Below are 23,074 nucleotides of genomic sequence, written 5' to 3'. Positions count from 1 at the left end.
CTCGCGCCGTGCGCCCTCGCAGACACCGCACGCCCCGTAACCGCGGGCGCACGGCGGCGGTTGGCGCTGCATGCACGACGACCGCTCCCCGTCCATGGTCCGGCTCGCCGCCGCGTCCCTGGTCGGCACCGCCATCGAGTTCTACGACTTCTTCGTCTACGGCACCGCGGCCGCGCTCGTTCTCGGCCCGCTCTTCTTCCCCACCGTCTCCCCGCTCGCCGGGACCTTCGCCGCCTTCGGCACCTTCGCCGTCGGCTTTCTCTCCCGACCCCTGGGCTCGGCACTCTTCGGCCCACTCGGCGACCGGTACGGCAGACGACCGGTCCTGGTGTTCTCGCTGCTGCTCACCGGGGTCGCGACGGTCGCGGTCGGCTTTGTGCCCACGTATGACTCGATCGGCGCCGCGGCCCCCGTACTGCTGCTGACGCTGCGCTTTCTGCAGGGCCTCGGGCTCGGCGGCGAGTGGGGCGGCGCGGTGCTGCTGACCGCCGAGCACGCGCCCGAGCGGCGGCGCGGGCTGTGGGCGGGCATTCCGCAGATCGGTCCGTCCGTCGGATTTCTGTTCGCCAACGGCGTCATGCTGGCCCTGTCCGCGACGCTGAGCGAGGCCGATTTCCGGTCCTGGGGCTGGCGGGTGCCGTTCTGGGCGGCGGCCGTGCTGGTGGCGGCCGGGCTGCTGCTGCGCGCCCAGCTCGCCGAGTCCCCGCAGTTCCGGGAGTTGGCCGAGCGCGACGAGCGCGCCGCCGCTCCGCTCGCCGAGGTGGTGCGCGGCCACTGGCGGCTGGTGCTGCTCACCGCGGGCGGCCTCGCGGTGGGCTACGCGGTCTTCTACACCGTGACGACCTGGTCGCTGGCGTACGGGACGGAGCGGCTGGGGGTGGACCGCACGGTCATGCTCGGCTGTGTCATGGCGGCGGTGGCGGCCCTGGGCGCGGTGACGCCGCTGGCCGCGCATCTGGGCGACCGCTTCGGGCGGCGGAGCATGTGTCTGGCGGGCTGCGCCGGCACGGTGCTGTGGATGTTCCCGATGGTGGCGCTGCTGAGCACCGGGCGGGCCCCGCTGATGTTCCTCGGGTTCCTGGGCGCGCTGCTGGCCTTTGTCTCGATGTTCGCCGTCACGGCGGCCTATCTGCCCGAGCTGTACGAGCCGCGGGTGCGCTGCACGGGCGCGGCCGTCGGCTACAACCTCGGGGGCGTGCTCGGCGGCGGGCTCACCCCGCTGGTGGCGACCGCCCTGTCGCGCGGCGACGGTCCGCCGTGGGGCGTCGCCGCGTATCTGACCGGTATCGCGCTGCTCAGCCTGGGCTGCTTCGCACTGCTGCCGGAGACCCACCCGGCGGACGGCACGGACCGCCCCCTCCCACGGCCGATGGAGGCCGGGGAGGCGGCGGTCTAGGGTCCGCCTTCAAAGGGGGCGTCCGGCCGCGAGCGGCGTCTGGCGCGGTGCATCGCAAGGCGGAGGATCGCCCTCGTACTGGGCGTACTCGGGCGGCTCCGACAACGCAGCGAGGTGCCGTTCCAGGCGTCGTGAGCAGGGCGCCCCCTTTGAAGGCGGGCCCTAGGCCCGCTCCGGGGTCAGGGCGGCCCGGGGCGAGTCGGGGGCGGGAGCCGGCGGGTGCGGCCGCCGGCTCCCTGGTCGGGGTGGTAGGTCAACACTGTCGCCGTCGCCGTGGTCAGGGCCGGGCGTCGATGCTGTCCCGCTCGTCCGTCGCGGCGTCGTCCTCGGCCCGCTCCCCGGCCGCCCGCTCCCGCTCGGCCTGCTTCTTCGAGGCGTAGAGGCTGGTGACCGTGGTGATGGCGAGCACCGCGCAGATGACCGCGAGCGAGACCGGGATGCTGATCTCGGGGACATGCACACCGGACTCGTGCAGCGCGTGGAGCACCAGCTTCACGCCGATGAAGCCGAGGATCACCGACAGCCCGTACGACAGGTGGACCAGCTTCTTCAGCAGCCCGCCGATCAGGAAGTACAGCTGGCGCAGGCCCATCAGCGCAAAGGCATTGGCCGTGAAGACGATGTACGGGTCCTGGGTGAGGCCGAAGATCGCGGGTATCGAGTCGAGCGCGAACAGGACGTCCGTGGTGCCGATCGCCAGCATGACGATGAGCATCGGGGTCATCAGGCGCTTGCCGTTCTCGACGATGAACAGCTTGGTGCCGTGGTACTTGTCGGTGGACGGGAAGCGCTTCTCGACCGCCTTCAGCAGGCGGTTCTCCTCGAACTCCTCTTCCTCCTCGTCGGCCCGCGCCTCCTGGATGAGCTTCCAGGCGGTCCAGATGAGGAATGCGCCGAAGAGGTAGAAGACCCAGGAGAAGTTCGAGATGATCGCGGCGCCCGCGCCGATGAAGACCGTCCGCAGCACCAGCGCTATGAGCACACCCACCATCAGCACCCGCTGCTGGTAGATCGTCGGCACCGCGAACTTCGCCATGATCAGCACAAAGACGAAGAGGTTGTCGACGCTCAGCGACTTCTCGGTGATGAACCCGGCGAAGAACTCGCCCGAGGGCTGCCCGCCCGCGAAGACGAGCAGTCCGAGCCCGAACAGTCCGGCGAGGGCGATCCAGACGGCCGTCCAGATGCCCGCTTCCTTGAGCGAGACCTCATGCGGTTTACGGCCGCCGATGAAGAAGTCGACGGCGATCAGGGCGCACAGACCGGCAATGGTCAGCACCCACAGGGACCAGGAGACGTCCAACGGTTCCTCCGGCATTCGTACGGCAAAGTTCAGCGTCGTCGCTGCCGGAGGTCTCTTCCGCCCGGGCTCGCACCACGGGCCGACGCCCCGGGTTCGCATCCGGCCCGACCAGGCACCGGACGCGATCCGTACTGACGGGAACGCCGCGACAGGAGTACTCCCCTCCGCACAAAGAAGAGTACAGGAATCACCAAGGAAGAGTAAAGAGATGGGTAAATCTGCTGGTCAGCAGTCCTTTACCTAGTAATGACCGAGCATCAGAAGTCAGCGGTCATACGACTGCCGGGCCCTGACCACCTGCGTCAGCACCTGCTCCACCACCTGGCTGCCGGCCGGCACCAGCGACGGCTCGTACGTCCAGGCGTGGCCCACCCAGGGGTCGGCCAGGTGGTCGTCCGGGACCGGGGTGACCCTCATCAGCGAGCGCCACAGCGGGTCGAGCACCGGGCCGTACGCCTGGGCGTCCTGCCGGTCGGCCACCATCATCAGATGCACGCCCACCGACGGCCCCTCGTCCGCGAGATAGCGCAGCTGGGTGACGGCCCGGTCGTCGAAGCCGTGCGGGAAGTCATTGACGATCAGCAGCTGTTCGGTGATGTCCAGGTCCGGCGGCAGCGCGTCCGTGGCGCCGCTGCGCACCGCCATCTGCACCAGGTCGACCCGGCGCGTCAGCCCGGCGAGCATCGCGCTCACCCCCTGGGCGCCGGAGGCGGGCGGCTCGCGCAGCACGCCGGAGCTCAGCAACGGGGCCAGGGACCCGGCTGCCGACCCCGCCGGGTCGATCACATGAACCGTGAACTCACCCGCCGGATAAACCGCCAGCAGCCGCGCGGCATGCGCGACCGCCGTGTCCGCGGCCAGCCGGCGCAGCTCCCCGGAGTCCACCATCGCCGCGTCGGACAGGGCGTCCCGCCCGCTGTCGATCCACAGCCCGCGCTCCAGCGGCAGCCGCACCAGCATCGGGATGCGCAGATCACTCCGCTCCGGGAGATGCAGCTCCCCCAGGCGCAGCGCCATGGGTATCTCCATGGGCACCTGATAGGCCTGCCAGACCGGGCTGTCCCAGCGCGCGAACGCCGGGGGCAGCGCGGGCTCGACCACCTCGGCCTCGGCGGCGAGTTGGGCCAGATCCCGGTCGAGGGCGGCGCGGGCCTGCTCGACCAGGGCGGTGTGCTTGGTACGGGCCTCCGCGCGGGCCGCGTCGGCGGCCGGGCCGAAGCGAGTGCGCGGGTCGGACAGGACCCCGTCCAGCTCCTTCTCCATACGGGAGTCGGCGAAGTCGACGGCGCTGCGGTACGCCGCGGTCGTCCGCGCCAGGTCCTCGAACATGCCCCAGACCTGGTTGTAGAGCCGCTCGTCCATGGTCCAGCCGGAGGCGTCGCCCGCGACGGGCTGGGCGGGCTGTCCCGGCTGGGCGGGCGGGGCGGCCGGAGGGGGCGTGGGCGGCGCGGACGTACGGCGGCTGGGGTGCTGGTAGTTGACCGAACCGCCCGAACCCGGCCCGCCCGAACCGGGCGCGGCTCCGGCGGCGGTGCCCGCGGGGGCCTGCTGCGGCGCGGCGGCGGGCTCGCCCATCGGGCCGCTGCCGCCGGCCGTGGCCGTACGCACCCGTCCCTCGCCCTCCGGGCGGGGCGGCGGCGGGGCGACCGAGCGGGCCATGCCCTGGGCGATCGCGTCATTGATCCGCGCGGCGAGCTCGACGGCCTCCGACAGCCCCTGGTCCTGCAGCATCGCGGCCAGCCCGCCCGCGTACCCCTGGCCGACGGCGCGCACCTTCCAGGCGCCCTGCCTGCGGTACAGCTCCAGGGCGACCACCGCGGACTCCGAGTCGAGGTCGGTGATGGTGTAGCTGGCGACCTCGGTGCCGTCCAGGCCGGTGGCGGCGATGAACGGCGCGGGCATGGCGCCGAAGCGGGTGGGGCCGCCGACGCCCGTCGGCAGGGCCAGCAGGACATTGACCCGGTGGACGTCCTCGGGCATCGCGCCGAGGTCCACGGCGAGCCGGTGGTCCGCCGCGGCCTGCTTGGGCACATCGATGCCCGGAAGCTGCGGCGCGGCGGGATGGGCGACCCATTCGGTCCCCCGTACTGTGCCCTGCTCGTCGCCGAGGGTCACCCCGGCCACGATCGGATGGCCCGCCGAGACCCGGATCTCCAAACGGGTCTGGGGCAGTGGGTGGTTCTGCCCTCGGACCAGCTCGGCCGTCATGGGTGCGTCCCCTCGTTGTGTTTCGCCGTATTGAGATATGCGTTGAGTGCTTGTGCGTGCGATCAGTGCTTGTGCGTGTGCATGTGCGTGTGTGCTCGGTGCCCATGGCGTCGGGAGCACGTCGGCCCGGTGGGCGGATGCGCCTACCGGGCCGACGGATTCAGCTGCTCACAGGTGCGGCAGGAGGTGCGGCATCAGGTCCTGGAAGGTGCGGCCGTTGGCCGGCTCGCCGACGGCCTTCATCTGCCAGCCGGAGCCGGCGCGCTGCACCTTGCACATGATCTGCGCGGTGTACTGCCCGCCACCGGTGAGGGTGTAACGGGCCAGCTCCTGGCCGTTGGTCTCGTCCACCAGCCGGCAGAACGCGTTCTGCACCTCGGCGAAGGTCTGGCCGGTGAAGGAGTTCACCGTGAAGACGATCTGGTCGATGTGCACCGGCACCCGCGCCAGGTCGACCAGGATGGCCTCGTCGTCGCCGCCCTGGCCGGCGCCGCCCACCAGGTTGTCGCCGGTGTGGCGCACCGAGCCGTCGTCGCTGACCAGGTGGCGGAAGAAGACGACGTCCACCGGCTGCTTGTCGGCGAACAGGACAGCCGAGGCGTCGAGGTCGATCTCCCGCGTGCGGGAACCGAACAGCCCGCGGCGGGGCGCCGCCTGCCAGCCAAGTCCCATCCGCACCGCGGTCAGGGTGCCCCCGTCGGCCTTCTGCAGACTGATGGCCTGTCCCTTGGACATGTTGACCGTCACGCGCTGTCCCTACTCTCGTTTCTCGATATCCCCGCGGCCGCCCGGTCCGCACGGCCTGCTTGAACCCTATGCACTGGGATAAGCCCCCCAACCGCCCCCACCGGCTTTTGTGTCGGTCTTGCAACACACCGGGCGGCACGGACCGGGCGCGGCACACCTCAGGGGTCACTCGGGGGTCAGGACAGCCCGGCCTCCCTCATCTGGCGCAGCTCTTTCTTCAGCTCCCCCACCTCGTCGCGCAGGCGGGCCGCGATCTCGAACTGCAGCTCGGCGGCCGCGGCCCGCATCCGGTCGGTCATCTCCTCGATCAGCTCCGCGAGTTCGGCGGCCGGACGGTCCGTCAGCTGCCCGTCCTTGGCCCCCTTGGCCCCCTTGGCCCCCTTGCCCGCGCTTCCCGCCCGCTGCCCGGCGAGAGCGGGCACCGGGGCCTTCGCCTGCCCCTTGGCACCCTTGCCGTCGGTCTTGCGGTAGCCGCTGCCCAGCAGCTCCTTGGTGTCGATCTCCTCGCGGGCGATGGTCGCCACGATGTCGCCGATCTTCTTGCGGAGCGGCTGCGGGTCGATCCCGTTGGCCTTGTTGAAGGCGACCTGCTTCTCCCGGCGCCGGTTGGTCTCGTCGATGGCCTTCTCCATCGCCGCAGTGACCTTGTCGGCGTACATATGCACCTGGCCGGAGACGTTACGGGCGGCACGGCCGATGGTCTGGATCAGCGAGGTGCCGGAGCGCAGGAAGCCCTCCTTGTCGGCGTCGAGGATCGCGACCAGCGAGACCTCCGGCAGGTCCAGGCCCTCGCGCAGCAGGTTGATGCCGACCAGGACGTCGAACTCGCCCGCGCGCAGCTCGCGCAGCAGCTCCACACGGCGCAGGGTGTCCACGTCGCTGTGCAGATAGCGGACCTGGATGCCCAGCTCGAGCATGTAGTCGGTGAGGTCCTCGGCCATCTTCTTGGTGAGGGTGGTGACCAGGACGCGCTCGTCCTTCTCCGTCCGCGTGCGGATCTCGTGGATCAGGTCGTCGATCTGCCCCTCGGTGGGCTTGACGACGATCTCGGGGTCGACCAGGCCGGTCGGGCGGATGATCTGCTCCACGAAGCCGTCGCCGCGCGAGAGCTCGTACGGGCCGGGGGTCGCGGAGAGATAGACGGTCTGGCCGGTGCGCTTCAGGAACTCCTCCCACTTGAGCGGGCGGTTGTCGAGCGCGGACGGCAGCCGGAAGCCGTGCTCGATCAGCGTCCGCTTACGGGAGGCGTCGCCCTCGTACATCGCGCCGATCTGCGGGACGGTGACATGGGACTCGTCGATGACCAGGAGGAAGTCCTCCGGGAAGTAGTCCAGCAGGGTGTGCGGCGGGGATCCGGGCTCACGGCCGTCGATGTGCAGGGAGTAGTTCTCGATGCCGGAGCAGGTGCCGATCTGGCGCATCATCTCGATGTCGTACGTGGTCCGCATCCGCAGCCGCTGGGCCTCCAGCAGCTTGCCCTGCTTCTCCAGCCGGGCCAGGGTCTGCTCCAGCTCGGACTCGATCCCGGCGATGGCCCGCTCCATGCGCTCGGGCCCCGCCACATAGTGGGTGGCCGGGAACACATAAAGCTCTTCGTCGTCGCTGATGACCTCGCCGGTGAGGGGGTGGAGCGTGGACAGCGCCTCGATCTCGTCACCGAACATCTCGATCCGGACGGCCAGCTCCTCATAGACCGGGAAGATCTCGATGGTGTCGCCGCGCACCCGGAAGGTGCCGCGGGTGAACGCCACATCGTTGCGCGCGTACTGGATGTCGACGAAGCGGCGCAGCAGCTGATCGCGGTCGATCTCCTCGCCGACCTTCAGCGGCACCATGCGGTCCACGTACTCCTGCGGGGTGCCCAGGCCGTAGATACACGAGACGGATGCCACCACGATCACGTCACGCCGGGTGAGCAGCGAGTTTGTCGAGGAGTGGCGCAGCCGCTCGACCTCCTCGTTGATCGAGGAGTCCTTCTCGATGTATGTGTCCGACTGCGGGACATACGCCTCTGGCTGGTAGTAGTCGTAGTACGACACAAAGTACTCAACCGCATTGTTCGGCAGGAGCTCGCGGAACTCATTGGCGAGCTGGGCGGCGAGGGTCTTGTTGGGCGCCATGACGAGGGTCGGGCGCTGGAGCTTCTCGATCATCCACGCAGTGGTCGCCGACTTTCCGGTGCCGGTCGCGCCGAGCAGCACAACATCGCTCTCACCAGCGCGGATGCGCCGCTCCAGGTCGGCGATCGCCGTCGGCTGGTCGCCGCTGGGCTGGTACGGGCTGACGACCTCGAAAGGCGCCACCTTGCGTTCGAGCTGAGATACGGGCCGCATGACACCCACCGTACGACCCGCCACTGACAACGGCCGACCGGCCGAACCCGGAACCGTGCAGGGGTGACCCCTCTCGCGCCACGGCGGAGCGCCCGGCGGGACCGTGCTTCACTCTGTCCAACCTCCACCTATCCTTCGGGACGGCACGACTGGGACCCTCTGCCCGTCCGCGAGTCACGCGAGTCAGACGACGCGAGGAGTCCGTATGCGTATCCGCCCCGCCGCCGCCCTCACCGGCGCGCTCATCGGTATGTCCGCGCTCTTCCTCTCACCGGCGGCCGCCCGGGCCGACCAAGCCGACCACCTCGATCACGCCGATCAAGTCACCGACCAGTCGCGCCACACCGTCACCGTCGCCCACCGGGGCGCCTCCGCCTACGCCCCGGAGAACACGCTCGCCGCCGTCGACGCGGCCGACGACCTCGGCATCACCTGGGTGGAGAACGACGTCCAGCGGACCAAGGACGGCGAGCTGATCGTCATGCACGACACCACGCTGAACCGGACCACGGACGTCGAGGAAGTCTTTCCGGACCGCGCCCCCTGGAAGATCTCCGACTTCACCCTCGACGAGATCCAGCAACTCGACGCGGGCAGTTGGTTCAGCCCCAAGTTCGCGGGCGAGGGGGTGCCGACCCTCGAGGACTACCTCGATCGGGTGGAGCACAACCACCAGAAGCTCCTCCTGGAGCTCAAGGCCCCCGAGCTGTATCCGGACATCGAGCGCCAGACGCTGCGCGAGCTGCGCAGAGCGGGCTGGCTGGACCGCCGCCATGTCCAGCACAAGCTGATCGTCCAGAGCTTCGGCGCGGACGCCGTGAAACAGGTCCACGACCTGCGACCGGACGTCAAGACCGGCTTTCTCGGCACACCCGCGGTCGAGGACCTGGCGACCTACGCGGAATTCGCCGACCAGATCAATCCGAGCTACAAGACCATCGACGCCGACTACGTCGACGCGGTCCACGAGGTGGACGGCGCGCACGGCCGTCCGTTCGAGGTCTACGCCTGGACGGTGAACGACGCGCAGACGGCGGTCGACGTCGCGCATATGGGTGTGAACGGGATCATCACCAACAACCCGGATGTGGTGCGGGACGCGCTGGAGGACGCGGGCTACGAGGTGCCGGGCGCCCCGGCAGCGGTCTCGTAGCGGCGGCGTAGCGGCGTAGCGGCCTGGGCGCGGGGAGGCGTTGTCGGTGCCCGCGCCTAGGCTGGACCCGTGACGATCTCAGAAGGGCCGGGGCCGGCGATCTCGGCGGAGCAGGACGGGCGGACGGAGCGGCGCGAGGCCCGCGCATGGTGCTGGAGCGTGCTCGAATCCCCCATCGGCCCGTTGCTGCTCGCGACGACGGACCAGGGCCTGGCCCAGGTCGTCTTCCACGCCGACGGCGCGACGGCTGCCAAGGCCGTCTCCCGGCTCACCGCCCGGCTCGGCACGGCCCCGGAGCCCGACCCCGCCTTCGGGGCGGGCTCACCGGCGGACGCCGCGGCCGGGGCCGTACCGGACCGCGTCGCCCATCTCGGGTCGGCCGTGTGCCAACTGGAGAGCTATTTCGCCGACGGGCTGCGCGAGTTCACCGTCCCCCTGGACTGGTCCCTCACCACCGGTTTCAACCGCCGCGTCCTGCGCGAGCTCGCCGACCACATCCCGTACGGCACGGTCGTCGGCTACGGGGAGCTCGCCGACCGCGTCGGCGACCCGGGCGCCGCGCGGGCGGTGGGGGTGGCCATGGGCAGCAATCCGCTGCCGGTCGTGGTGCCCTGCCATCGCGTCGTCGAAAGCGGCGGCGGCATAGGCGGTTTCGGCGGCGGCCTGGAGACCAAGCGCACGCTGCTGGCCCTGGAAGGGATCCTTCCGCAGCCACTCTTCTGAACCGGGCTCGGAGCCGGGATCCGTGCACGGCTCTGAGCTGGGCTCTGTGTCCGGCTCTGTGCCCGGATGCCGTCTGGGAAATATCTTGTTCCGGAAAACTCCACCCGTCTTGTCGTGGACACGTTTCGCTCCTATCTTTAGATCGCTCCCAATGCGCACTGACCACGCGCATGACACTGCGAGCGCGCTCCTTTCTTGAAGGCTGCACCGTTTCCCCCACACGGCGGTTAAGGCCTTCCCGGAAATACCGTGAAGAACCGCGGACGACCGCATATGCCCGCGGCCACTACCGGACATCCGGACATCCAAACATCCGACGAAATCGCGCCGAAAGCGCGCGTCGGCATGCGCCACACCCCTGGCAACACACCCCTGGCAACACACGTCCCCACGGCTTCACCCACCGCTTGATCGACCTTCGATAGGAGAACCATGTCTATTGGCCTGCTCGCCGGCGGCGCTGTCGCGGCGTTATTCGCAGCGGGTATTTCCCCGCAGGGCGCGTCGGTCACCGATGTGCCGACCGAGAAGATCCAGGTCACCATCAACACCGTGAACGGATCGGGCTGCCCCAAAGGGACCGCCGCCGTCGCCGTCTCCAGCGACAACACGGCCTTCACAGTGACCTACAGCGACTATCTCGCCCAGGTCGGCGCGGGTGCGGACCCGACCGACATCCGTAAGAACTGCCAGCTCAACCTGGGCGTCCACGTACCGCAGGGCTTCACGTACGCCATCGCCAGCGTCGACTACCGCGGCTACGCCTCCCTGGAGAAGGGAGCGAAAGGCACCGAGAAGGCGAGTTATTACTTCCAGGGTTCGGCGGACACGACATCGCGGACCCATGACTTCAGCGGTCCGTACAGCGACAACTGGCAGACCCGCGACTCCACCGATTACAGCGCCCTGGTCTGGGCGCCCTGCGGCGTGGAACGCAACTTCAACATCAACACCGAGCTGCGGGTGAACGCGGGTACCTCGCCGGCGGGCAGCACCAGCTTCATGGCCATGGACTCGACCGACGGCAGCAACAACACGATTTACCACATCGCCTGGAAGGAATGTCCTTCCGCCCGGTAAGGCGCGAAACTCCACCAGCCAGGGCGGCGTCGGAGCCTGCCCGGCTTTCCGTCGTCGTCCACAGACGATCGAATGGAGAATCATGCCCGGTGCAAAGTTCAAAGGAGGCGTGGCCGCGGCTTTGTTCGCCACGGCACTCGTTTCCTCTCAGCCCGCGTCCGCGCAATCGCCGTTCGACGACCCGCCGCCCGACAAAATCGTGATCACGGTCGCGACGGTCAACGGTTCGGGCTGTCCGGCGGGCACCGCTGCGGTGGCCGTATCGCCCGACAACACAGCGTTCACGGTCACCTACAGCGACTATCTCGCCCAGGTGGGCAAGGGCTCCAAACCGACCGACTTCAGAAAGAACTGCCAGCTCAACCTTGTCGTGCATGTGCCGCAGGGCTTCACGTACGCGATCGCCAGCGTGGACTACCGCGGCTATGCGCACCTGGAGAAGGGCGCGACCAGCGTCGAGAAGGCCTCGTACTACTTCCAGGGATCGTCGAATACGGCGGCGAAATCCCATGAGTTCACGGGCGTCTTCGACGACAACTGGCAGGCGAGCGACGTCTCCGACATCGCCACCGTGGAATGGGCCCCCTGCGGTGCGCTGCGGAACTTCAACATCAACACCGAGCTGCGGGTCAACGCCGGTACCTCGGACACGACCAACACGACGAGCTTCATGACCATGGACTCGACGGACGGCAGCGTGAGCACCACCTACCACTTCGCGTGGAAGGAGTGCCCGCCGGCGTAGCCACCCCCCGCCGGACTCACACTCCTGGCGCCGTGCGCCTCGCCCCCCACAGGGGCGCGGCGCACGGCGTTCACGCGCCCGGTCCGCTCCAGGCCGGGTGGCGCGGATCGTCCGCGCGGACCACCACATCCGCGGTCTCCGCGGGCCGCGCCTCCTCCTCGTAACGCCCGAAGGCGGGCAGCGTCCACTGTTCGTCCTCGTCCGTGCGGCGGGCGAGCGCGGCCGGGGACAGCCGCAGATGCACCGACAGGTCGAACGGGAACCAGCGCCCCAGCAGCAGCGCGCCATGGAGCAGCAGCACCCCGCCCGGCGGCAGTTCGACGTACGGGGAGCGGGTGGCCCGGTCGGTCACCGGATCCCACAGATCGGGGAGCACCCGCCCCGTGCCGCGCGGCGCGGGCTCCAGCGGGTCGAAGACCTCACGCCACAGGGCGCCGGTGTCCAGCCACATGTCGTAGTACGCGTCGGCGTCCCGCCGCCCGTACTCGTAACGGAGCGACGCCGCGCGCAGAAAGCCGCCCGCCGCGACCACCAGCGCCGGCCGCCCTCGCATCCGCAGCGCCTCGGCCAGCCGCTGCGCCAGCTCCCCGGTACGCGCCGCCGGCGCCCCGTCGACCGCCACCCTCAGCCAAGGGCTGCCGTCCGCCGCCGTCAGATCCGCGACGCGGTCGGCGAGCGCGCCGGTCAGCCGTTCCCAGGAGATCGCTTCGAGCCGCACAGCCCCCATCATGCAGGTACCGGGTGGGGCGCGAGCGTAGGGTCCGCTCATCCCATCCGGAGGAGTGCCCGCCATGTCGTCCCAGATCGCGCTGTTGCGCGGCATCAATGTCAGCGGCCACAACAAGTTCCCGATGGCCCGGCAGCGCGAGCTGATGCGGGACCTGGGCTTCGACGACGTCACCGTCCACCTCCAGACCGGCAACATCGTCTTCGCCGACCCCGGCACCCCGCCCGAGCAGACGGCCCGTACGATCGCCGACCGCATCACCGCCGACCTCGGGCTGACGGTGCCGGTGGTCATACGTACCCGCGACGAACTCGCCGCGATCGTCGAGGCGAACCCCTACCCCGAGGCCACGGCCGAGCCCAAGACGCTGCATGTGGTGTTCCTGTCGGCCGCCCCGGCCCACCCGGCCCCGCTGGACGCCCTGGACCTGGCCTCGTACGCCCCGGAGGCGTTCCGCCTGGCCGGCCGGGAGATCTATCTGCGCGTCCCGGACGGCGCCGGCCGCTCCAAGCTGGCAGAGAGGGTCATGCGGGCGCCGCTCGGTGTCACGATGACGGCCCGCAACTGGAACACGGTCACCAAGCTGCTGGCGCTGGCCAACATCTGACGCTCCGCGCTCAACTCCAGCCGTACCGCTGCCTCAGCCGGGCCACGACACGGTCGAAGCGCGGCCGGTCCAGGGCGCAGGCCTCGCGGCGCATGCCCTCGGGGTGCACCCGCAGCACCCGGTCGAGGTCCACCCACGAGTCGCGTCCGGCCCGGTCCCACGGCCCGGCCCCGATGGCCACCCACTCGCGGTCGCCGTCGTGCCGCTTGCTCGACAGCTGTACGGCGAGCAGGGTCCCGCCGCGCTCCCGGGCGACGACGAGCACCGGCCGGTCCTTGCCGCGGCCGTCCATCTCCTCGTACGGCACCCAGGTCCAGACGATCTCCCCGGGGTCCGGGTCGCCGTCCGGGTCCGGCGCGTACTCCGTGCGCACCCGGCCGACCTGGCGCGGTTGTGCCTCCACCGTGGCGGTGGGGCCGGTGCTGCCCGGCAGCGGGGCGGCGTCGCCGTGTTCGTTGAATGGCGTGATCACGGCCCACACGTTAGCCCGTCCGTGGTTCCGCGTGGCGTGTGAGGGTCCGCTCAGGTGGCAAGCCGTCGTACTGATGCCTTTGTGACTTCTGATGCGGGAAGGGGCAGAAGGTGCCAGATGTTCTCGACCCGATGACGGACCTCGTCAAGCGGCGGAAGGACCCGGTCGTCGTACAGACGCTGCGTTCGACGGCCGCCGCGACCATCGCGTACGTCGTCGCCCTCCAGCTGAGCAGCGAACCGGCCCCCCTCACGGCCCCGCTCACCGCCCTGCTGGTGGTGCAGGTCACCCTCTACGCCACCATCACCACCGGCATCCGCCGGGTGAACTCCGTGGTCGTCGGCGTAATCATCGCGATCGGGTTCAGCGCGCTGGTGGGGCTGACCTGGTGGAGCCTGGGGTTGATCATCCTGGTAGCGCTGACCGTCGGCAATTTCGTACGGGTGAGCGAGTTCGTCGTCGAGGTGGCGATCAGCGCCATGCTGGTCCTCGGCGTGACCCGGGTCGCGACCACGGCCTGGGACCGGATTCTGGAGACGCTGATCGGCGCCGGGGTGGGGCTGGCCTTCAACCTTCTGTTCGCCCCGCCGGTGTGGGTCGAGACGGCCGGCGAGTCCATCGAGGACCTGGCCCGCCGGATGCGCCGGCTGCTGCTGCACATCGGCGAGGAGCTGGGCGGCCACACCCCCGTCGAACGCGCCGCCGCCCGGCTCCACGAGGCCCGCCGCCTCGACCAGGACATCGCCCAGGTGGACGCCGCCCTCCGGCAGGCGGAGGACAGCGTGCGGCTCAACCCCCGCGTCAAGGAGGGGCTGCTCTACCGCGTCGTGCTGCGCACCGGCCTGGACACTCTGGAGATCTGCATGGTCGTGCTGCGCGTCCTGGCCCGCACCCTGACCGACCTCGCCAAGAAGCGCAGGGACGAACCCCTCTTCCCGCCCGATGTGGCGGCCGCCCTGGAAGACCTCTTCGTCCACCTCGCCTCGGCCGTCGAGAGCTTCGCGGTCCTGGTCACCACTCAGGTCAGCGCCAACGCCGAGGAGGCCGAGTCGCGGCTGTCCAACGAGCTCGCCAAGGCCCATTCCAGCCGCGACGAGGCCGCCGAGGCACTGCTCCAGCGCGTCCAGCAGCATCCGCGCCAGTGGCAGCTCCATGGGGCCCTGCTCGCCGAGATCGACCGGATCCTCGACGAGCTGGACATGGAGCAGCGCTCCATGCGCCTGATGGAAGAGCTCGACCGCAGCGCCCGCGAGCAGCGCGAACGCTACCCCTTCCTACGCAAGATGCAGCGCTGGATCCGCGGGGACCGCACGGAGAACCAACGCACGGCCTGACCACACTCGGCGCTTTGGGCTGTATCAGGGTTTCCTTCAGCCACTTTGCCGGGCTTCACTCGGCGTGCCGCCCGGCGCCGTGTCTCCGATCAGCTGGTTGCCGTCAATGCTGCGCGCGCGGTGGTGAGGATCTCCTCGGAGAGCGGGGAGCCCTTGGTGGCCCGGGCCAGGACGAGTGCGCCGAGCATGGTGCACAGCCGGGTGATGCCGTCCTGGTCCTCGGTGCTGAGCCACTCGGCGAAGTCACTCACTCCCTCGGTGTAGACGCGGTGGGCGTCACGATCGCCCAGCCCGCGCGCCATGTCGGTGGCGAGTGCGGCGACGGGGCATCCGTCTGCCGTGTCGTCGCGGTGCTCTGTGGAGAGATAGGTGTCGATCAGCGTCTGCTGGGCGGCGTCGCGCTCCCCTGCGTGCTGCTCGAGTCCGGCGTCGCGGAGCTGGGTGAGCTCCTCGAACGCGTGCGTGGTGGCTTCGTCGATAAGCGCATCCTTGGAGGCGAACTGCTTGTAGAAGCCTCCGTGGGTCAGGCCACATGCCTTCATGAGGTCGGCGACGCTGATGCGCGCGCCCTGCTCCCGGAACAGCCGGGAGGCGGTTTCCACGACCCGCCTGCGATTCTCCTGCGCTTGCGCCTGCGATACGCGGCCCATCAGCCACCTCCCATTTGGATGTCGGGCGACATCTATTCTATGCTCAAGTTTAGATTATCTCCGTAATCTAATTGATGGCCGGTTCACGCCGGCCCAGCAACGCTGGGAGCAGACATGGAACTGAAGGACGCGGTCGCAGTGGTCACAGGCGCCAACCGAGGACTCGGGCGGCACCTGGCCGCCCAACTCGTGGAGCGCGGAGCGAAGGTGTACGCGGCGGCGCGGCGCCCTGAGACCGTGGACATGGCCGGCGTGACCCCGCTCTATCTGGATGTGACCAACGAGGAGTCGATCCGGGCAGCGGCCCGTGCCGCCTCCGACACCACGCTGCTGGTGAACAACGCCGGCATCTCCACCAGCACCCCTCTGCTCGCCGGCGGCCTGGACTCGGTGCGGCTGGAGATGGAGACGAACTTCTTCGGGCCGCTCGCCATGACGCGGGCCTTCGCACCGGTCATCGAGGGAAACGGCGGCGGCGCCGTACTCAACGTCCTGTCCGTGCTGTCCTGGCTGCACCCGGCCGGTCTCGGGTCCTACGCGGCGGCCAAAGCCGCCGCATGGGCGCAGACCGACGCGGTCCGTGAGGAGCTGGCACCCCGCGGCATCACCGTCACGGCGCTGCACGTCGGATACATGGACACCGACATGGCCGCGGGCGTTCCCGCCGACCAGAAGGCCGACCCCGCCGATGTCGCGGCCCAGGCCCTGACCGGCGTCGTGCAGGGCCTGCCCGAAATCCTCGCCGACGAGGCCAGTCGGCACGTCAAGCAGAGCCTGGCCGCCGCGCCGGCCTCGGTGTGAGGCCCCCCGCAGCCGTCGCGACCGCCCACCCCACCATCGATGCACCCGCAGCACCCAGGAGGCCTGATGCGTTACACGACCTTTGGACACCGGACAGGACTGCGCGTGTCCGAGTACACGCTCGGCACCGCGAACTTCGGCACCGGCTGGGGTGCCGGTGCGGAACCGGACGAGGCCCGCCGCATGTTCGACAGGTTCGCCGAAGCCGGCGGAACCTTCCTCGACACGGCGGACAACTACCAGTTCGGCCAGTCGGAGGAGTTGGTGGGGAAGTTCGTCGCCGCCGAGCGGGACCACTTCGTCCTGGCCACCAAGTTCACCAACGGAGCCACCCCGCAGCCCGGTATTTCCAGGACGGGCAACAGCCGCAAGAACATGGTCGCCTCGCTGGAGGCGAGCCTGAAGCGCCTCGGCACCGACTACGTCGACCTGTACTGGGTCCATTTCCCCGACGACCTCACCCCCATGGAGGAGATCCTGCGCGGGATCGACGACTTGGTGAGCTCCGGCAAGATCCTCCACGCCGCCCTGTCCAACTTCCCCGCCTGGCGGGTCTCCCGCGCCGTGACCCTCGCGGACCTGAAGAACTGGGCACCTGTCGCGGGCATCCAGATCGAATACAGCCTGGTCGAGCGGACCGCCGACCGCGAGCTGCTGCCGATGGCAGAAGGCCTCGGACTGGGCGCCGCTCTGTGGTCCCCGCTCGGCGGCGGTCTGCTCACCGGCAAGTACCGCCGCGGCACCGAGGGGCGGCTGACCGACCTGAAGGCCGTGATCCACACCGAGAGCACCGATCAGAAGACCGCCGTCGTCGACACCGTCCTGGCGATCGCGCAGGAGAGCGGAGCAACGCCGGCCCAGGTGTCGGTGGCCTGGGTCCGTGAACGGGCCGCCCAGGCGGCGACCTCGTTCGTTCCGATCATCGGCCCGCGCGACCTCGCCCAACTCGACAGCTACCTGGGCGCTCTGGACGTCCGGCTGACCCCTGAGCAGTTCGCCCGCCTGTCCGACGTCAGCGCGGTGCCGCTCGGGGTTCCCCACGAGGCGATCGCCGGCAACCGAAACACCGTCCAGGGAGGCGACGCGAGTCGGATCATCCCCCCGACCGTACCGGTGGCGTGACACCCGAAGCGAAGCCAGGAGGAGACGACGATGAGGGCCTTCATAGTCGAGCGATACGGCAACCAGGCAGGCGTTCGCGCCGGTGAGATGCCGGACCCGCAGATGGGCGCGGACGACGTCCTGATCCAGATCCACGCCGCGAGTGTGAACCCGCTCGACCTCAAAATCCGGGACGGGGATTTCAAGGCGTTCCTGCCCTACCGGACCCCGTTCATCCTGGGCAACGACCTGTCTGGCGTGGTGGTCAAGGTGGGTGTGGCCGTGACGCGATTCGCCGTGGGCGATGAGGTCTACGCGCGGCCCGACAAGGACCGAATCGGCACGTTCGCCGAACTCATCGCGGTGCACCAGGATGACGTGGCGATCAGACCGGCCACGCTGACCATGGAGGAGGCCGCCTCCCTTCCCCTGGTCGCCCTGACCGCTTGGCAGGCGCTGGTCGAGCGAGCAGTCGTTCAACCAGGCCAGAAGGTCCTCATCCACGCGGGATCCGGCGGCGTGGGCACCATCGCCATCCAACTGGCGAAACACCTGGGGGCGAGCGTGGCCACGACCACGAGCACGGCCAACATCGGCCTGGCGAAGGCTCTGGGCGCGGACGTCGTCGTCGACTACAAGAAGCAGGCGTTCGAAACGGTCCTGCAGGACTACGACCTCGTCCTGGACCCGCTCGGCGGCGAGACACTCGAGAAGTCCCTGCAAGTGGTCAGGCCCGGCGGGATGGTCATCGGCATCGCAGGCCCACCCGACCCCGCTTTCGCCAGGGAACTGGGCGCGAACCCGATCCTCCGAATGGCGATGAGCGCGCTGAGCTTCCGAACCCGCCGACGCGCCCGACGCCACCACGTGACGTACTCGTTCCTGTTCATGAAGGCCAGTGGGGACCAGTTGCGCAAGCTCACCCCGCTCATCGACGCCGGCCAGATCCGCCCCGTCGTCGACCGCGTTTTCCCGTTCGAGTCAACCCGAGAAGCCCTGGAGTACGCCGAGAAGGGGCGCAGGAAGCCTGGCAAGGTCGTCATCAAGATCGCGTGACAAGACCGCTCGTTCCGAGCGATCCACCCTGAGTCCCGCGATCAGAAGGACCTGACATGGATACACCGAGAACACCGTCGTCGTACACGGACGCACCAACCCGCTCCGTATCCGTTGGTGGCGTGCACTTCGTCTATCGGCAGCTCGGCCCCGAAGGTGGCGTGCCGCTGATCCTCCTGAATCACCTGGCCGCGGTCCTGGACAACTGGGATCCGCGCGTCGTCGACGGAATCGCCGCACGACGTCGAGTGATCGCCTTCGACAACCGCGGGGTGGGCGCATCACGCGGCTCTACACCGGACACGATCGAGGCAATGGCTCACGACGCCGTGATGTTCATCCGGGCCCTGGGCTTCGACCAGGTCGACCTGCTCGGTTTGTCCATGGGCGGCTTCATCGCGCAGATCATCGCTCAGGAGGAACCGCAACTCGTGCGCAGCGTCATCCTCGCGGGCACGGGCCCCGCCGGAGGCCCCGGCATCGACAAGGTCACAGCACTCACCATCCGAGACACGCTGAAGGGTGTCCTGACCCGCCAGGACCCGAAGTTGTTCCTGTTCTTCACCGCAACCGCCAACGGCCGGCGGGCAGGACGTGCCTTCCTGGAACGGTTGAAGGAACGCACCGACAACCGCGACAAAGCCATCTCGCTGTCGTCGTTCCGCGCCCAGCTGCGGGCCATCCACCGATGGGGTCTCCAGGCTCCGGCAGATCTGTCGACCATTCCCCATCCGGTCCTTGTGGCAAATGGTGAGAACGACCGGATGGTACCGAGCGAGAACACACTCGACCTGGCCGCACGTCTGCCCCGGGGCGAACTCGTCCCCCTCTACCCGGACGCCGGGCACGGAGGAATCTTCCAGTACCACGAAGAATTCGTCTCAAAGGCGCTTGGATTCCTCGAATCGTAGTCGGACCAGCTCTCGACACAGCACGGTGCCTGGTACGAGTGCCCTGATCAAGCAGTTCCATCTCCTTCCAGGGTGAAGATCAAGCCCTTGCCGGCCAGCGTCATCTCCACCGACCACCCGGGGGCGAGGATGTCGAGCAATTCCAGTCCTCGACCGTGGCTGTCCAGCACGGCGCGGGTACGCCGCTCGGGTTCCTTGGCACCGCGGTCGCGCAGCTCGATCTGGATTAGCGGGCGGCGTCGCCATAGGCGACTCCAAGCGCCCGGACCGTCCGGAGTTGCGCTACATCCCGAGCGAGTTCGCCGCCTTCAACCAAGGCGTAAAGGCCGGAGAATTCGACCACTTGCTCAGCGACTGACGGCAAGAAAATCGGTGGCCACCTCGCTCGCCCGCGCCCCACAGTGGTGGCACATCACTGAACGAGGGACGGGGGTCCCGAACATGTCGACGCTGCGTGTCACCGCTGAGCGGCTGACCATTCATGAGCACCCGAACGCCGACGCGCTGGAACTGGCGCAGGTGGGTCTGTACCGGGCCGTGGTGGCCAAGGGGGCCTTCCGGTCGGGTGAGTTCGCCGTATACGTGCCGGAGCAGGCCGTACTGCCCGATGAGCTGATCGCCGAGCTGGGGCTGACGGGGAAGCTGGCGGGGGCCGCGCACAACCGGGTCAAGGCGATCCGGCTGCGCGGGGAGCTGTCACAGGGGCTGGTGTGCCGGCCGCGGGCGCTGGCGGAGGTGGACCTGGAGCGGGCGGCGCGGGAGGGCGAGGACTTCGCCGAACGGCTCGGGATCGTCAAGTGGGTGCCGCCGGTGCCGATCTCGATGAGCGGACAGGTGGAGCCCGCGCCGGATCTGATGCACTGGATCGACGTCGAGAACCTCAAGCGCTACCCGGACGTGTTCGACGACGGGGAGCCCGTCGCGGTCACCGAGAAGCTGCACGGTACGGCGTGCTGCCTGACGTACGTCACGGACAGCGGGGATGTGCGGGTGACGTCGAAGGGGCTGGGTGCTCAGCGGCTGGCGCTGGTGGAGGACGAGAAGAACCTGTACTGGCGGGCCGTGCGCGGGCACAGTGTGCCCGCGGTGGCGGCGCGGGTGGCCGCCGAGCTGGGTGCGGCGCGGGTCGGGATCTTCGGCGAGGTGTACGGGGGCGGGGTGCAGGACCTCGGGTACGGGGCCGACAGCCGGCGCGGGGTGCCCGGGTACGCGGTGTTCGACATCGCGGTGGACGTCGACGGGCAGTCGCGCTGGCTGGGTCCGGAGGAGCTGGCGAAGGTGCTGGACGGCGGGCTGCCGGTGGTGCCGACGCTGTACACCGGGCCGTACGACGCCGGGCAGGTGCTGGAACTGGCCGAGGGGCGCGAGACCGTCTCCGGCAGCGGGCAGCACATCCGGGAAGGGGTGGTGGTCCGGGCGGTGAGCGAGCGGCACAGCTCCGTGCTCGGCGGACGGGCCATCGCCAAGGTGGTCAGTGGTGCGTATCTGACCCGTAAGGGCGGCACGGAGTACGAGTAGGGGTGGGGGTGGAGCCGAGGTCGGGGCACCGGAGCCTCGGCCACCGCCCTGCCCCGCTATTCGGGCATACGGAGCGGGCCCGGGGGCGTAGCCGGCCCCCGCTACGAGGCCCGCTTCCGCGCGGACGGAATCCTCCCGCCCAACGGCTATGTGACCTCGGCGCTCGGCTGCGGCTACGGCCGCGCGGTCAACGTCGCCCGGTGGGGACTCGGCGCCGGCTTCGCCCTGGGGCGTGCGCTTCGACAAGGAGTCCTTCGGCCATACGTACAGCTCCCCGCCCTCCCCACACCGCATCCTCGCCCAGGACCCCGCCAGCCCCTGGCGGAACATCCCCTTCCATCTGCCGGAGGCGGCTTGATCTCCAGCCGGGCAGTCCGTCCCGCCGCACGGCGCTGCCCCGAGAGGGCACCGTAGCTGGCGGCGTGTGACCGAAACGCCACTGCGTGCTCTCCTGACCGGCCCAGCGCATTAAGATCGAACGGCCAAGGGAGCACAGGGGAGGTGCCGTGGCGCAGCGGCGGGGTAACAGCTGGCAGAGCGAGTACGAGCGCCAGCAGCAGGCGGCGCACCGCGAACAGGTCAGGGCGCAGCGAGAGACAGCCCGGCAGGAACGTGCCGCCGAGGCCGAGCGCAAACGGCGAGAGAAGGAGCGGCAGCAGGCCTACGCGGCCCAGCAGGTGCAGCTTGCCACCGACCGTACGACCGGTGTGGAGCACGAGGCGGAACAGCTACGCCAGTTGCTGCGTGAGGCGCTGGTGGCCGATCCGTTGGTCTCCTTCGACAGCCTCCGCCGTGTCCACACGCCTCGCCGCTTCGTCGCGAGCGTGCCCGAGCCGGGCCCCGCCCCACGCTGGGAGGACTTCGCACCGCCGGAGCCCGGCGGCCTGTCCGCCGTGTTCGGGTTGGGCAGGCGAACGTACGAGCGGCGACTGGCGGAAGAGCAGGAACGATTCCGGAAGGCCGAGCAGCGGCACGGCCGAGCCGTGGCTCAGTACCGCGAAAAGGTCGACCAGAAGCAGGCAGAACACCGGGCGGAGCAGGAGTGTGAAGCCCGCGATGTCCGAGAGTTCAACGACTCGCTCGAGCAGCGCCGCGACATGTATCGCGCGGGTGAGCCGGAAGCGGTCGAGTGGTTCCTTGAACGGGCCCTCGGCGCATCCGCATACCCACCCGGCTTCCCGTCACAGCGTCGCGCGGCCTTCCGGCCCGCCGACGGCAGCGCCTTGATCGAGGTGCACCTGCCCTTGGAGGACATCGTTCCGGCCGCTCGCGGTTACACCTACGTCAAGTCACGCGACGAGATGAAGGTGCTCCCCCAGCCCGAGAAGGAGCGCAAGGAGCTGTACGCCTCGGTCCTCGCCCAAGTGGCGCTGCGTACCCTCTATGAGGTCTTCGACTGCGACAAGGACAAGGTCGTCGACAGCATCGTGTTCAACGGTCACGTCACCACCGTCGACCGCGCCACCGGACACGAGGTCTCCCCCTGCCTGATCACTCTGAGCACGGACCGGGAGCAGTTCGGAAAGCTGCTGCTGAGCCAGGTGGAGCCGGCCGCCTGCCTCAAGTATCTCAACGCCATGATCTCGCCGAATCCGTATGAGCTCGAACCGATCCGCCCCATCGTCGAGTTCGATCTGACCAAGTACCGGTTGACGAACGTCACCATGGATGTGGTGGCCGGACTCGACAGCCGCCCGGTGCTCACCCAGCTCACGCCGACGGAGTTCGAGCACCTGATCCGCCAGCTCTTCGAGGCGATCGGCATGGAGGCGTGGAACACCCAACCGTCCAAGGACGAGGGTGTGGACGCCATCGCGACCAGCAGGGATCCCATCTTCCACGGCGAGTGCATCATCCAGGCCAAGCGCTACGCCAAGCTCGTGGGCGTGGAATCGGTCCAGGCGCTGGCCGGCGTCGTGGAGCACAAGCGCGCCGCCAAGGGCATTCTGATCACCACGTCGTGGTTCGGCCGCGCCAGCCACACCTTCGCCGCCCAGCACGGCCGCCTCCAGCTCATCGAGGGCCAGGAGCTCGTCTACCTGATCAAGGAACACCTGGGCAAGGACGTCATCGCGGGGCCGGTGCCGCCGAAGCGGCGGCCTTGAGACAAAGTCGGGGATTTTGTGGTGAGTATCGGACGGCGCAGCAGCGCGAGGTCGTCGTCTTGGTGGTCGCATCAACTGCCACAATTCATCTCAAAGTGAGCAGA

23 protein-coding genes are annotated in these 23,074 nt (G+C 69.3%); 15 read left to right on the top strand and 8 right to left on the bottom strand.

What is annotated here, in order from left to right:
• The first annotated feature begins 94 nt into the window (after positions 1-94).
• Positions 95-1,396, top strand: coding sequence for an MFS transporter (locus ACWDSL_RS39930; protein ID WP_450492883.1), 1,302 nt, complete (start codon positions 95-97; stop codon positions 1,394-1,396).
• 277 nt (positions 1,397-1,673) lie between these two features.
• Here the strand turns inward: ACWDSL_RS39930 and ACWDSL_RS39925 are convergent, their stop codons facing one another.
• From ACWDSL_RS39925 to uvrB, 4 genes are all read right to left on the bottom strand, one after another.
• Positions 1,674-2,699, bottom strand: a complete 1,026-nt coding sequence (locus ACWDSL_RS39925; protein WP_450492881.1) for a TerC family protein — start codon at positions 2,697-2,699, stop codon at positions 1,674-1,676.
• Positions 2,700-2,963: 264 nt separating this feature from the next.
• Positions 2,964-4,907 (bottom strand): TerD family protein, encoded by a 1,944-nt coding sequence (locus ACWDSL_RS39920; protein ID WP_450492874.1) that lies wholly within the window; start codon positions 4,905-4,907, stop codon positions 2,964-2,966.
• A 168-nt stretch (positions 4,908-5,075) separates the two neighbouring features.
• Positions 5,076-5,654, bottom strand: a complete 579-nt coding sequence (locus ACWDSL_RS39915) for a TerD family protein (protein ID WP_450492872.1) — start codon at positions 5,652-5,654, stop codon at positions 5,076-5,078.
• Between the two features lie 176 nt (positions 5,655-5,830).
• A complete protein-coding gene (gene uvrB / locus ACWDSL_RS39910; protein ID WP_450492870.1) occupies positions 5,831-7,987 on the bottom strand; it encodes an excinuclease ABC subunit UvrB in 2,157 nt (718 codons plus the stop codon).
• Positions 7,988-8,192: 205 nt separating this feature from the next.
• Between uvrB and ACWDSL_RS39905 the strand changes: the two genes are divergently transcribed.
• From ACWDSL_RS39905 to ACWDSL_RS39890, 4 genes are all read left to right on the top strand, one after another.
• The gene (locus tag ACWDSL_RS39905; protein WP_450492868.1) at positions 8,193-9,140 is read left to right on the top strand and encodes a glycerophosphodiester phosphodiesterase; all 948 of its coding nucleotides are present in this window, start codon (positions 8,193-8,195) and stop codon (positions 9,138-9,140) included.
• A 69-nt stretch (positions 9,141-9,209) separates the two neighbouring features.
• Positions 9,210-9,863: a methylated-DNA--[protein]-cysteine S-methyltransferase gene (locus ACWDSL_RS39900; protein WP_450492867.1), complete on the top strand. Its 654-nt coding sequence runs from the start codon at positions 9,210-9,212 to the stop codon at positions 9,861-9,863.
• A 432-nt stretch (positions 9,864-10,295) separates the two neighbouring features.
• Positions 10,296-10,943: a DUF4360 domain-containing protein gene (locus ACWDSL_RS39895; RefSeq protein ID WP_450492865.1), complete on the top strand. Its 648-nt coding sequence runs from the start codon at positions 10,296-10,298 to the stop codon at positions 10,941-10,943.
• Positions 10,944-11,025: 82 nt separating this feature from the next.
• Positions 11,026-11,688, top strand: a complete 663-nt coding sequence (locus ACWDSL_RS39890; RefSeq protein ID WP_450492864.1) for a DUF4360 domain-containing protein — start codon at positions 11,026-11,028, stop codon at positions 11,686-11,688.
• Between the two features lie 70 nt (positions 11,689-11,758).
• Here the strand turns inward: ACWDSL_RS39890 and ACWDSL_RS39885 are convergent, their stop codons facing one another.
• On the bottom strand, positions 11,759-12,415 hold the full coding sequence (locus ACWDSL_RS39885) for a uridine kinase (protein ID WP_450492879.1): 657 nt from the start codon (positions 12,413-12,415) through the stop codon (positions 11,759-11,761).
• Positions 12,416-12,479: 64 nt separating this feature from the next.
• Here ACWDSL_RS39885 and ACWDSL_RS39880 point away from each other — a divergent pair, with 64 nt between their 5' ends.
• Complete coding sequence (locus ACWDSL_RS39880; protein ID WP_450492862.1) at positions 12,480-13,022, top strand: DUF1697 domain-containing protein; 543 nt, start codon at positions 12,480-12,482, stop codon at positions 13,020-13,022.
• 10 nt (positions 13,023-13,032) lie between these two features.
• Here the strand turns inward: ACWDSL_RS39880 and ACWDSL_RS39875 are convergent, their stop codons facing one another.
• On the bottom strand, positions 13,033-13,503 hold the full coding sequence (locus ACWDSL_RS39875; protein WP_450492860.1) for a type II toxin-antitoxin system PemK/MazF family toxin: 471 nt from the start codon (positions 13,501-13,503) through the stop codon (positions 13,033-13,035).
• 122 nt (positions 13,504-13,625) lie between these two features.
• On the opposite strand from ACWDSL_RS39875, the gene ACWDSL_RS39870 reads away from it, so the two are divergent.
• Complete coding sequence (locus tag ACWDSL_RS39870) at positions 13,626-14,828, top strand: aromatic acid exporter family protein (RefSeq protein WP_450492877.1); 1,203 nt, start codon at positions 13,626-13,628, stop codon at positions 14,826-14,828.
• Between the two features lie 89 nt (positions 14,829-14,917).
• Here the strand turns inward: ACWDSL_RS39870 and ACWDSL_RS39865 are convergent, their stop codons facing one another.
• Entirely contained in the window at positions 14,918-15,478 is a 561-nt protein-coding gene (locus tag ACWDSL_RS39865) for a TetR/AcrR family transcriptional regulator (protein ID WP_450492858.1), read from the bottom strand.
• A 114-nt stretch (positions 15,479-15,592) separates the two neighbouring features.
• Between ACWDSL_RS39865 and ACWDSL_RS39860 the strand changes: the two genes are divergently transcribed.
• The 4 genes from ACWDSL_RS39860 to ACWDSL_RS39845 all read left to right on the top strand — a co-directional run bounded on the left by ACWDSL_RS39860 (position 15,593) and on the right by ACWDSL_RS39845 (position 19,347).
• Positions 15,593-16,279 carry an SDR family oxidoreductase gene (locus ACWDSL_RS39860; protein WP_450492857.1) on the top strand — a complete coding sequence of 229 codons (687 nt, stop codon included), beginning with the start codon at positions 15,593-15,595 and terminating at the stop codon, positions 16,277-16,279.
• Positions 16,280-16,345: 66 nt separating this feature from the next.
• The gene (locus ACWDSL_RS39855) at positions 16,346-17,401 is read left to right on the top strand and encodes an aldo/keto reductase (protein WP_450492856.1); all 1,056 of its coding nucleotides are present in this window, start codon (positions 16,346-16,348) and stop codon (positions 17,399-17,401) included.
• 30 nt (positions 17,402-17,431) lie between these two features.
• Complete coding sequence (locus tag ACWDSL_RS39850) at positions 17,432-18,436, top strand: NADP-dependent oxidoreductase (RefSeq protein WP_450492855.1); 1,005 nt, start codon at positions 17,432-17,434, stop codon at positions 18,434-18,436.
• A gap of 122 nt (positions 18,437-18,558) precedes the next feature.
• The gene (locus tag ACWDSL_RS39845; protein WP_450492854.1) at positions 18,559-19,347 is read left to right on the top strand and encodes an alpha/beta fold hydrolase; all 789 of its coding nucleotides are present in this window, start codon (positions 18,559-18,561) and stop codon (positions 19,345-19,347) included.
• A gap of 47 nt (positions 19,348-19,394) precedes the next feature.
• On the opposite strand, the gene ACWDSL_RS39840 is transcribed toward ACWDSL_RS39845, so the two are convergent.
• Positions 19,395-19,517 (bottom strand): hypothetical protein, encoded by a 123-nt coding sequence (locus ACWDSL_RS39840; protein ID WP_450492853.1) that lies wholly within the window; start codon positions 19,515-19,517, stop codon positions 19,395-19,397.
• On the opposite strand from ACWDSL_RS39840, the gene ACWDSL_RS39835 reads away from it, so the two are divergent.
• The 4 genes from ACWDSL_RS39835 to ACWDSL_RS39820 all read left to right on the top strand — a co-directional run bounded on the left by ACWDSL_RS39835 (position 19,487) and on the right by ACWDSL_RS39820 (position 22,970).
• Positions 19,487-19,705: a DUF397 domain-containing protein gene (locus ACWDSL_RS39835; protein WP_450492875.1), complete on the top strand. Its 219-nt coding sequence runs from the start codon at positions 19,487-19,489 to the stop codon at positions 19,703-19,705. The two genes, ACWDSL_RS39840 and ACWDSL_RS39835, sit on opposite strands and share 31 nt — an antisense overlap.
• Before the next feature lie 83 nt (positions 19,706-19,788).
• Complete coding sequence (locus ACWDSL_RS39830; protein WP_450492852.1) at positions 19,789-20,865, top strand: RNA ligase (ATP); 1,077 nt, start codon at positions 19,789-19,791, stop codon at positions 20,863-20,865.
• A 232-nt stretch (positions 20,866-21,097) separates the two neighbouring features.
• A complete protein-coding gene (locus ACWDSL_RS39825) occupies positions 21,098-21,223 on the top strand; it encodes a hypothetical protein (RefSeq protein ID WP_450492851.1) in 126 nt (41 codons plus the stop codon).
• Positions 21,224-21,371: 148 nt separating this feature from the next.
• The gene (locus ACWDSL_RS39820; RefSeq protein ID WP_450492850.1) at positions 21,372-22,970 is read left to right on the top strand and encodes a restriction endonuclease; all 1,599 of its coding nucleotides are present in this window, start codon (positions 21,372-21,374) and stop codon (positions 22,968-22,970) included.
• Positions 22,971-23,074: the final 104 nt, after the last annotated feature.

The organism is Streptomyces sp. NPDC000941 (assembly GCF_053599555.1).
This window is presented reverse-complemented; position numbering and strand designations above follow the sequence as displayed.

What these genes read in the sequence shown, in the direction of transcription:
- uvrB (WP_450492870.1), bottom strand. Translation starts at nt 7,987, where the DNA reads ATGCGGCCCGTATCTCAGCTCGAACGCAAGGTGGCGCCTTTCGAGGTC.
- ACWDSL_RS39860 (WP_450492857.1), top strand. Translation starts at nt 15,593, where the DNA reads ATGGAACTGAAGGACGCGGTCGCAGTGGTCACAGGCGCCAACCGAGGA.
- ACWDSL_RS39905 (WP_450492868.1), top strand. Translation starts at nt 8,193, where the DNA reads ATGCGTATCCGCCCCGCCGCCGCCCTCACCGGCGCGCTCATCGGTATG.
- ACWDSL_RS39855 (WP_450492856.1), top strand. Translation starts at nt 16,346, where the DNA reads ATGCGTTACACGACCTTTGGACACCGGACAGGACTGCGCGTGTCCGAG.
- ACWDSL_RS39880 (WP_450492862.1), top strand. Translation starts at nt 12,480, where the DNA reads ATGTCGTCCCAGATCGCGCTGTTGCGCGGCATCAATGTCAGCGGCCAC.
- ACWDSL_RS39850 (WP_450492855.1), top strand. Translation starts at nt 17,432, where the DNA reads ATGAGGGCCTTCATAGTCGAGCGATACGGCAACCAGGCAGGCGTTCGC.
- ACWDSL_RS39885 (WP_450492879.1), bottom strand. Translation starts at nt 12,415, where the DNA reads ATGGGGGCTGTGCGGCTCGAAGCGATCTCCTGGGAACGGCTGACCGGC.
- ACWDSL_RS39870 (WP_450492877.1), top strand. Translation starts at nt 13,626, where the DNA reads ATGACGGACCTCGTCAAGCGGCGGAAGGACCCGGTCGTCGTACAGACG.
- ACWDSL_RS39920 (WP_450492874.1), bottom strand. Translation starts at nt 4,907, where the DNA reads ATGACGGCCGAGCTGGTCCGAGGGCAGAACCACCCACTGCCCCAGACC.
- ACWDSL_RS39865 (WP_450492858.1), bottom strand. Translation starts at nt 15,478, where the DNA reads ATGGGCCGCGTATCGCAGGCGCAAGCGCAGGAGAATCGCAGGCGGGTC.
- ACWDSL_RS39895 (WP_450492865.1), top strand. Translation starts at nt 10,296, where the DNA reads ATGTCTATTGGCCTGCTCGCCGGCGGCGCTGTCGCGGCGTTATTCGCA.
- ACWDSL_RS39890 (WP_450492864.1), top strand. Translation starts at nt 11,026, where the DNA reads ATGCCCGGTGCAAAGTTCAAAGGAGGCGTGGCCGCGGCTTTGTTCGCC.
- ACWDSL_RS39830 (WP_450492852.1), top strand. Translation starts at nt 19,789, where the DNA reads ATGTCGACGCTGCGTGTCACCGCTGAGCGGCTGACCATTCATGAGCAC.
- ACWDSL_RS39930 (WP_450492883.1), top strand. Translation starts at nt 95, where the DNA reads ATGGTCCGGCTCGCCGCCGCGTCCCTGGTCGGCACCGCCATCGAGTTC.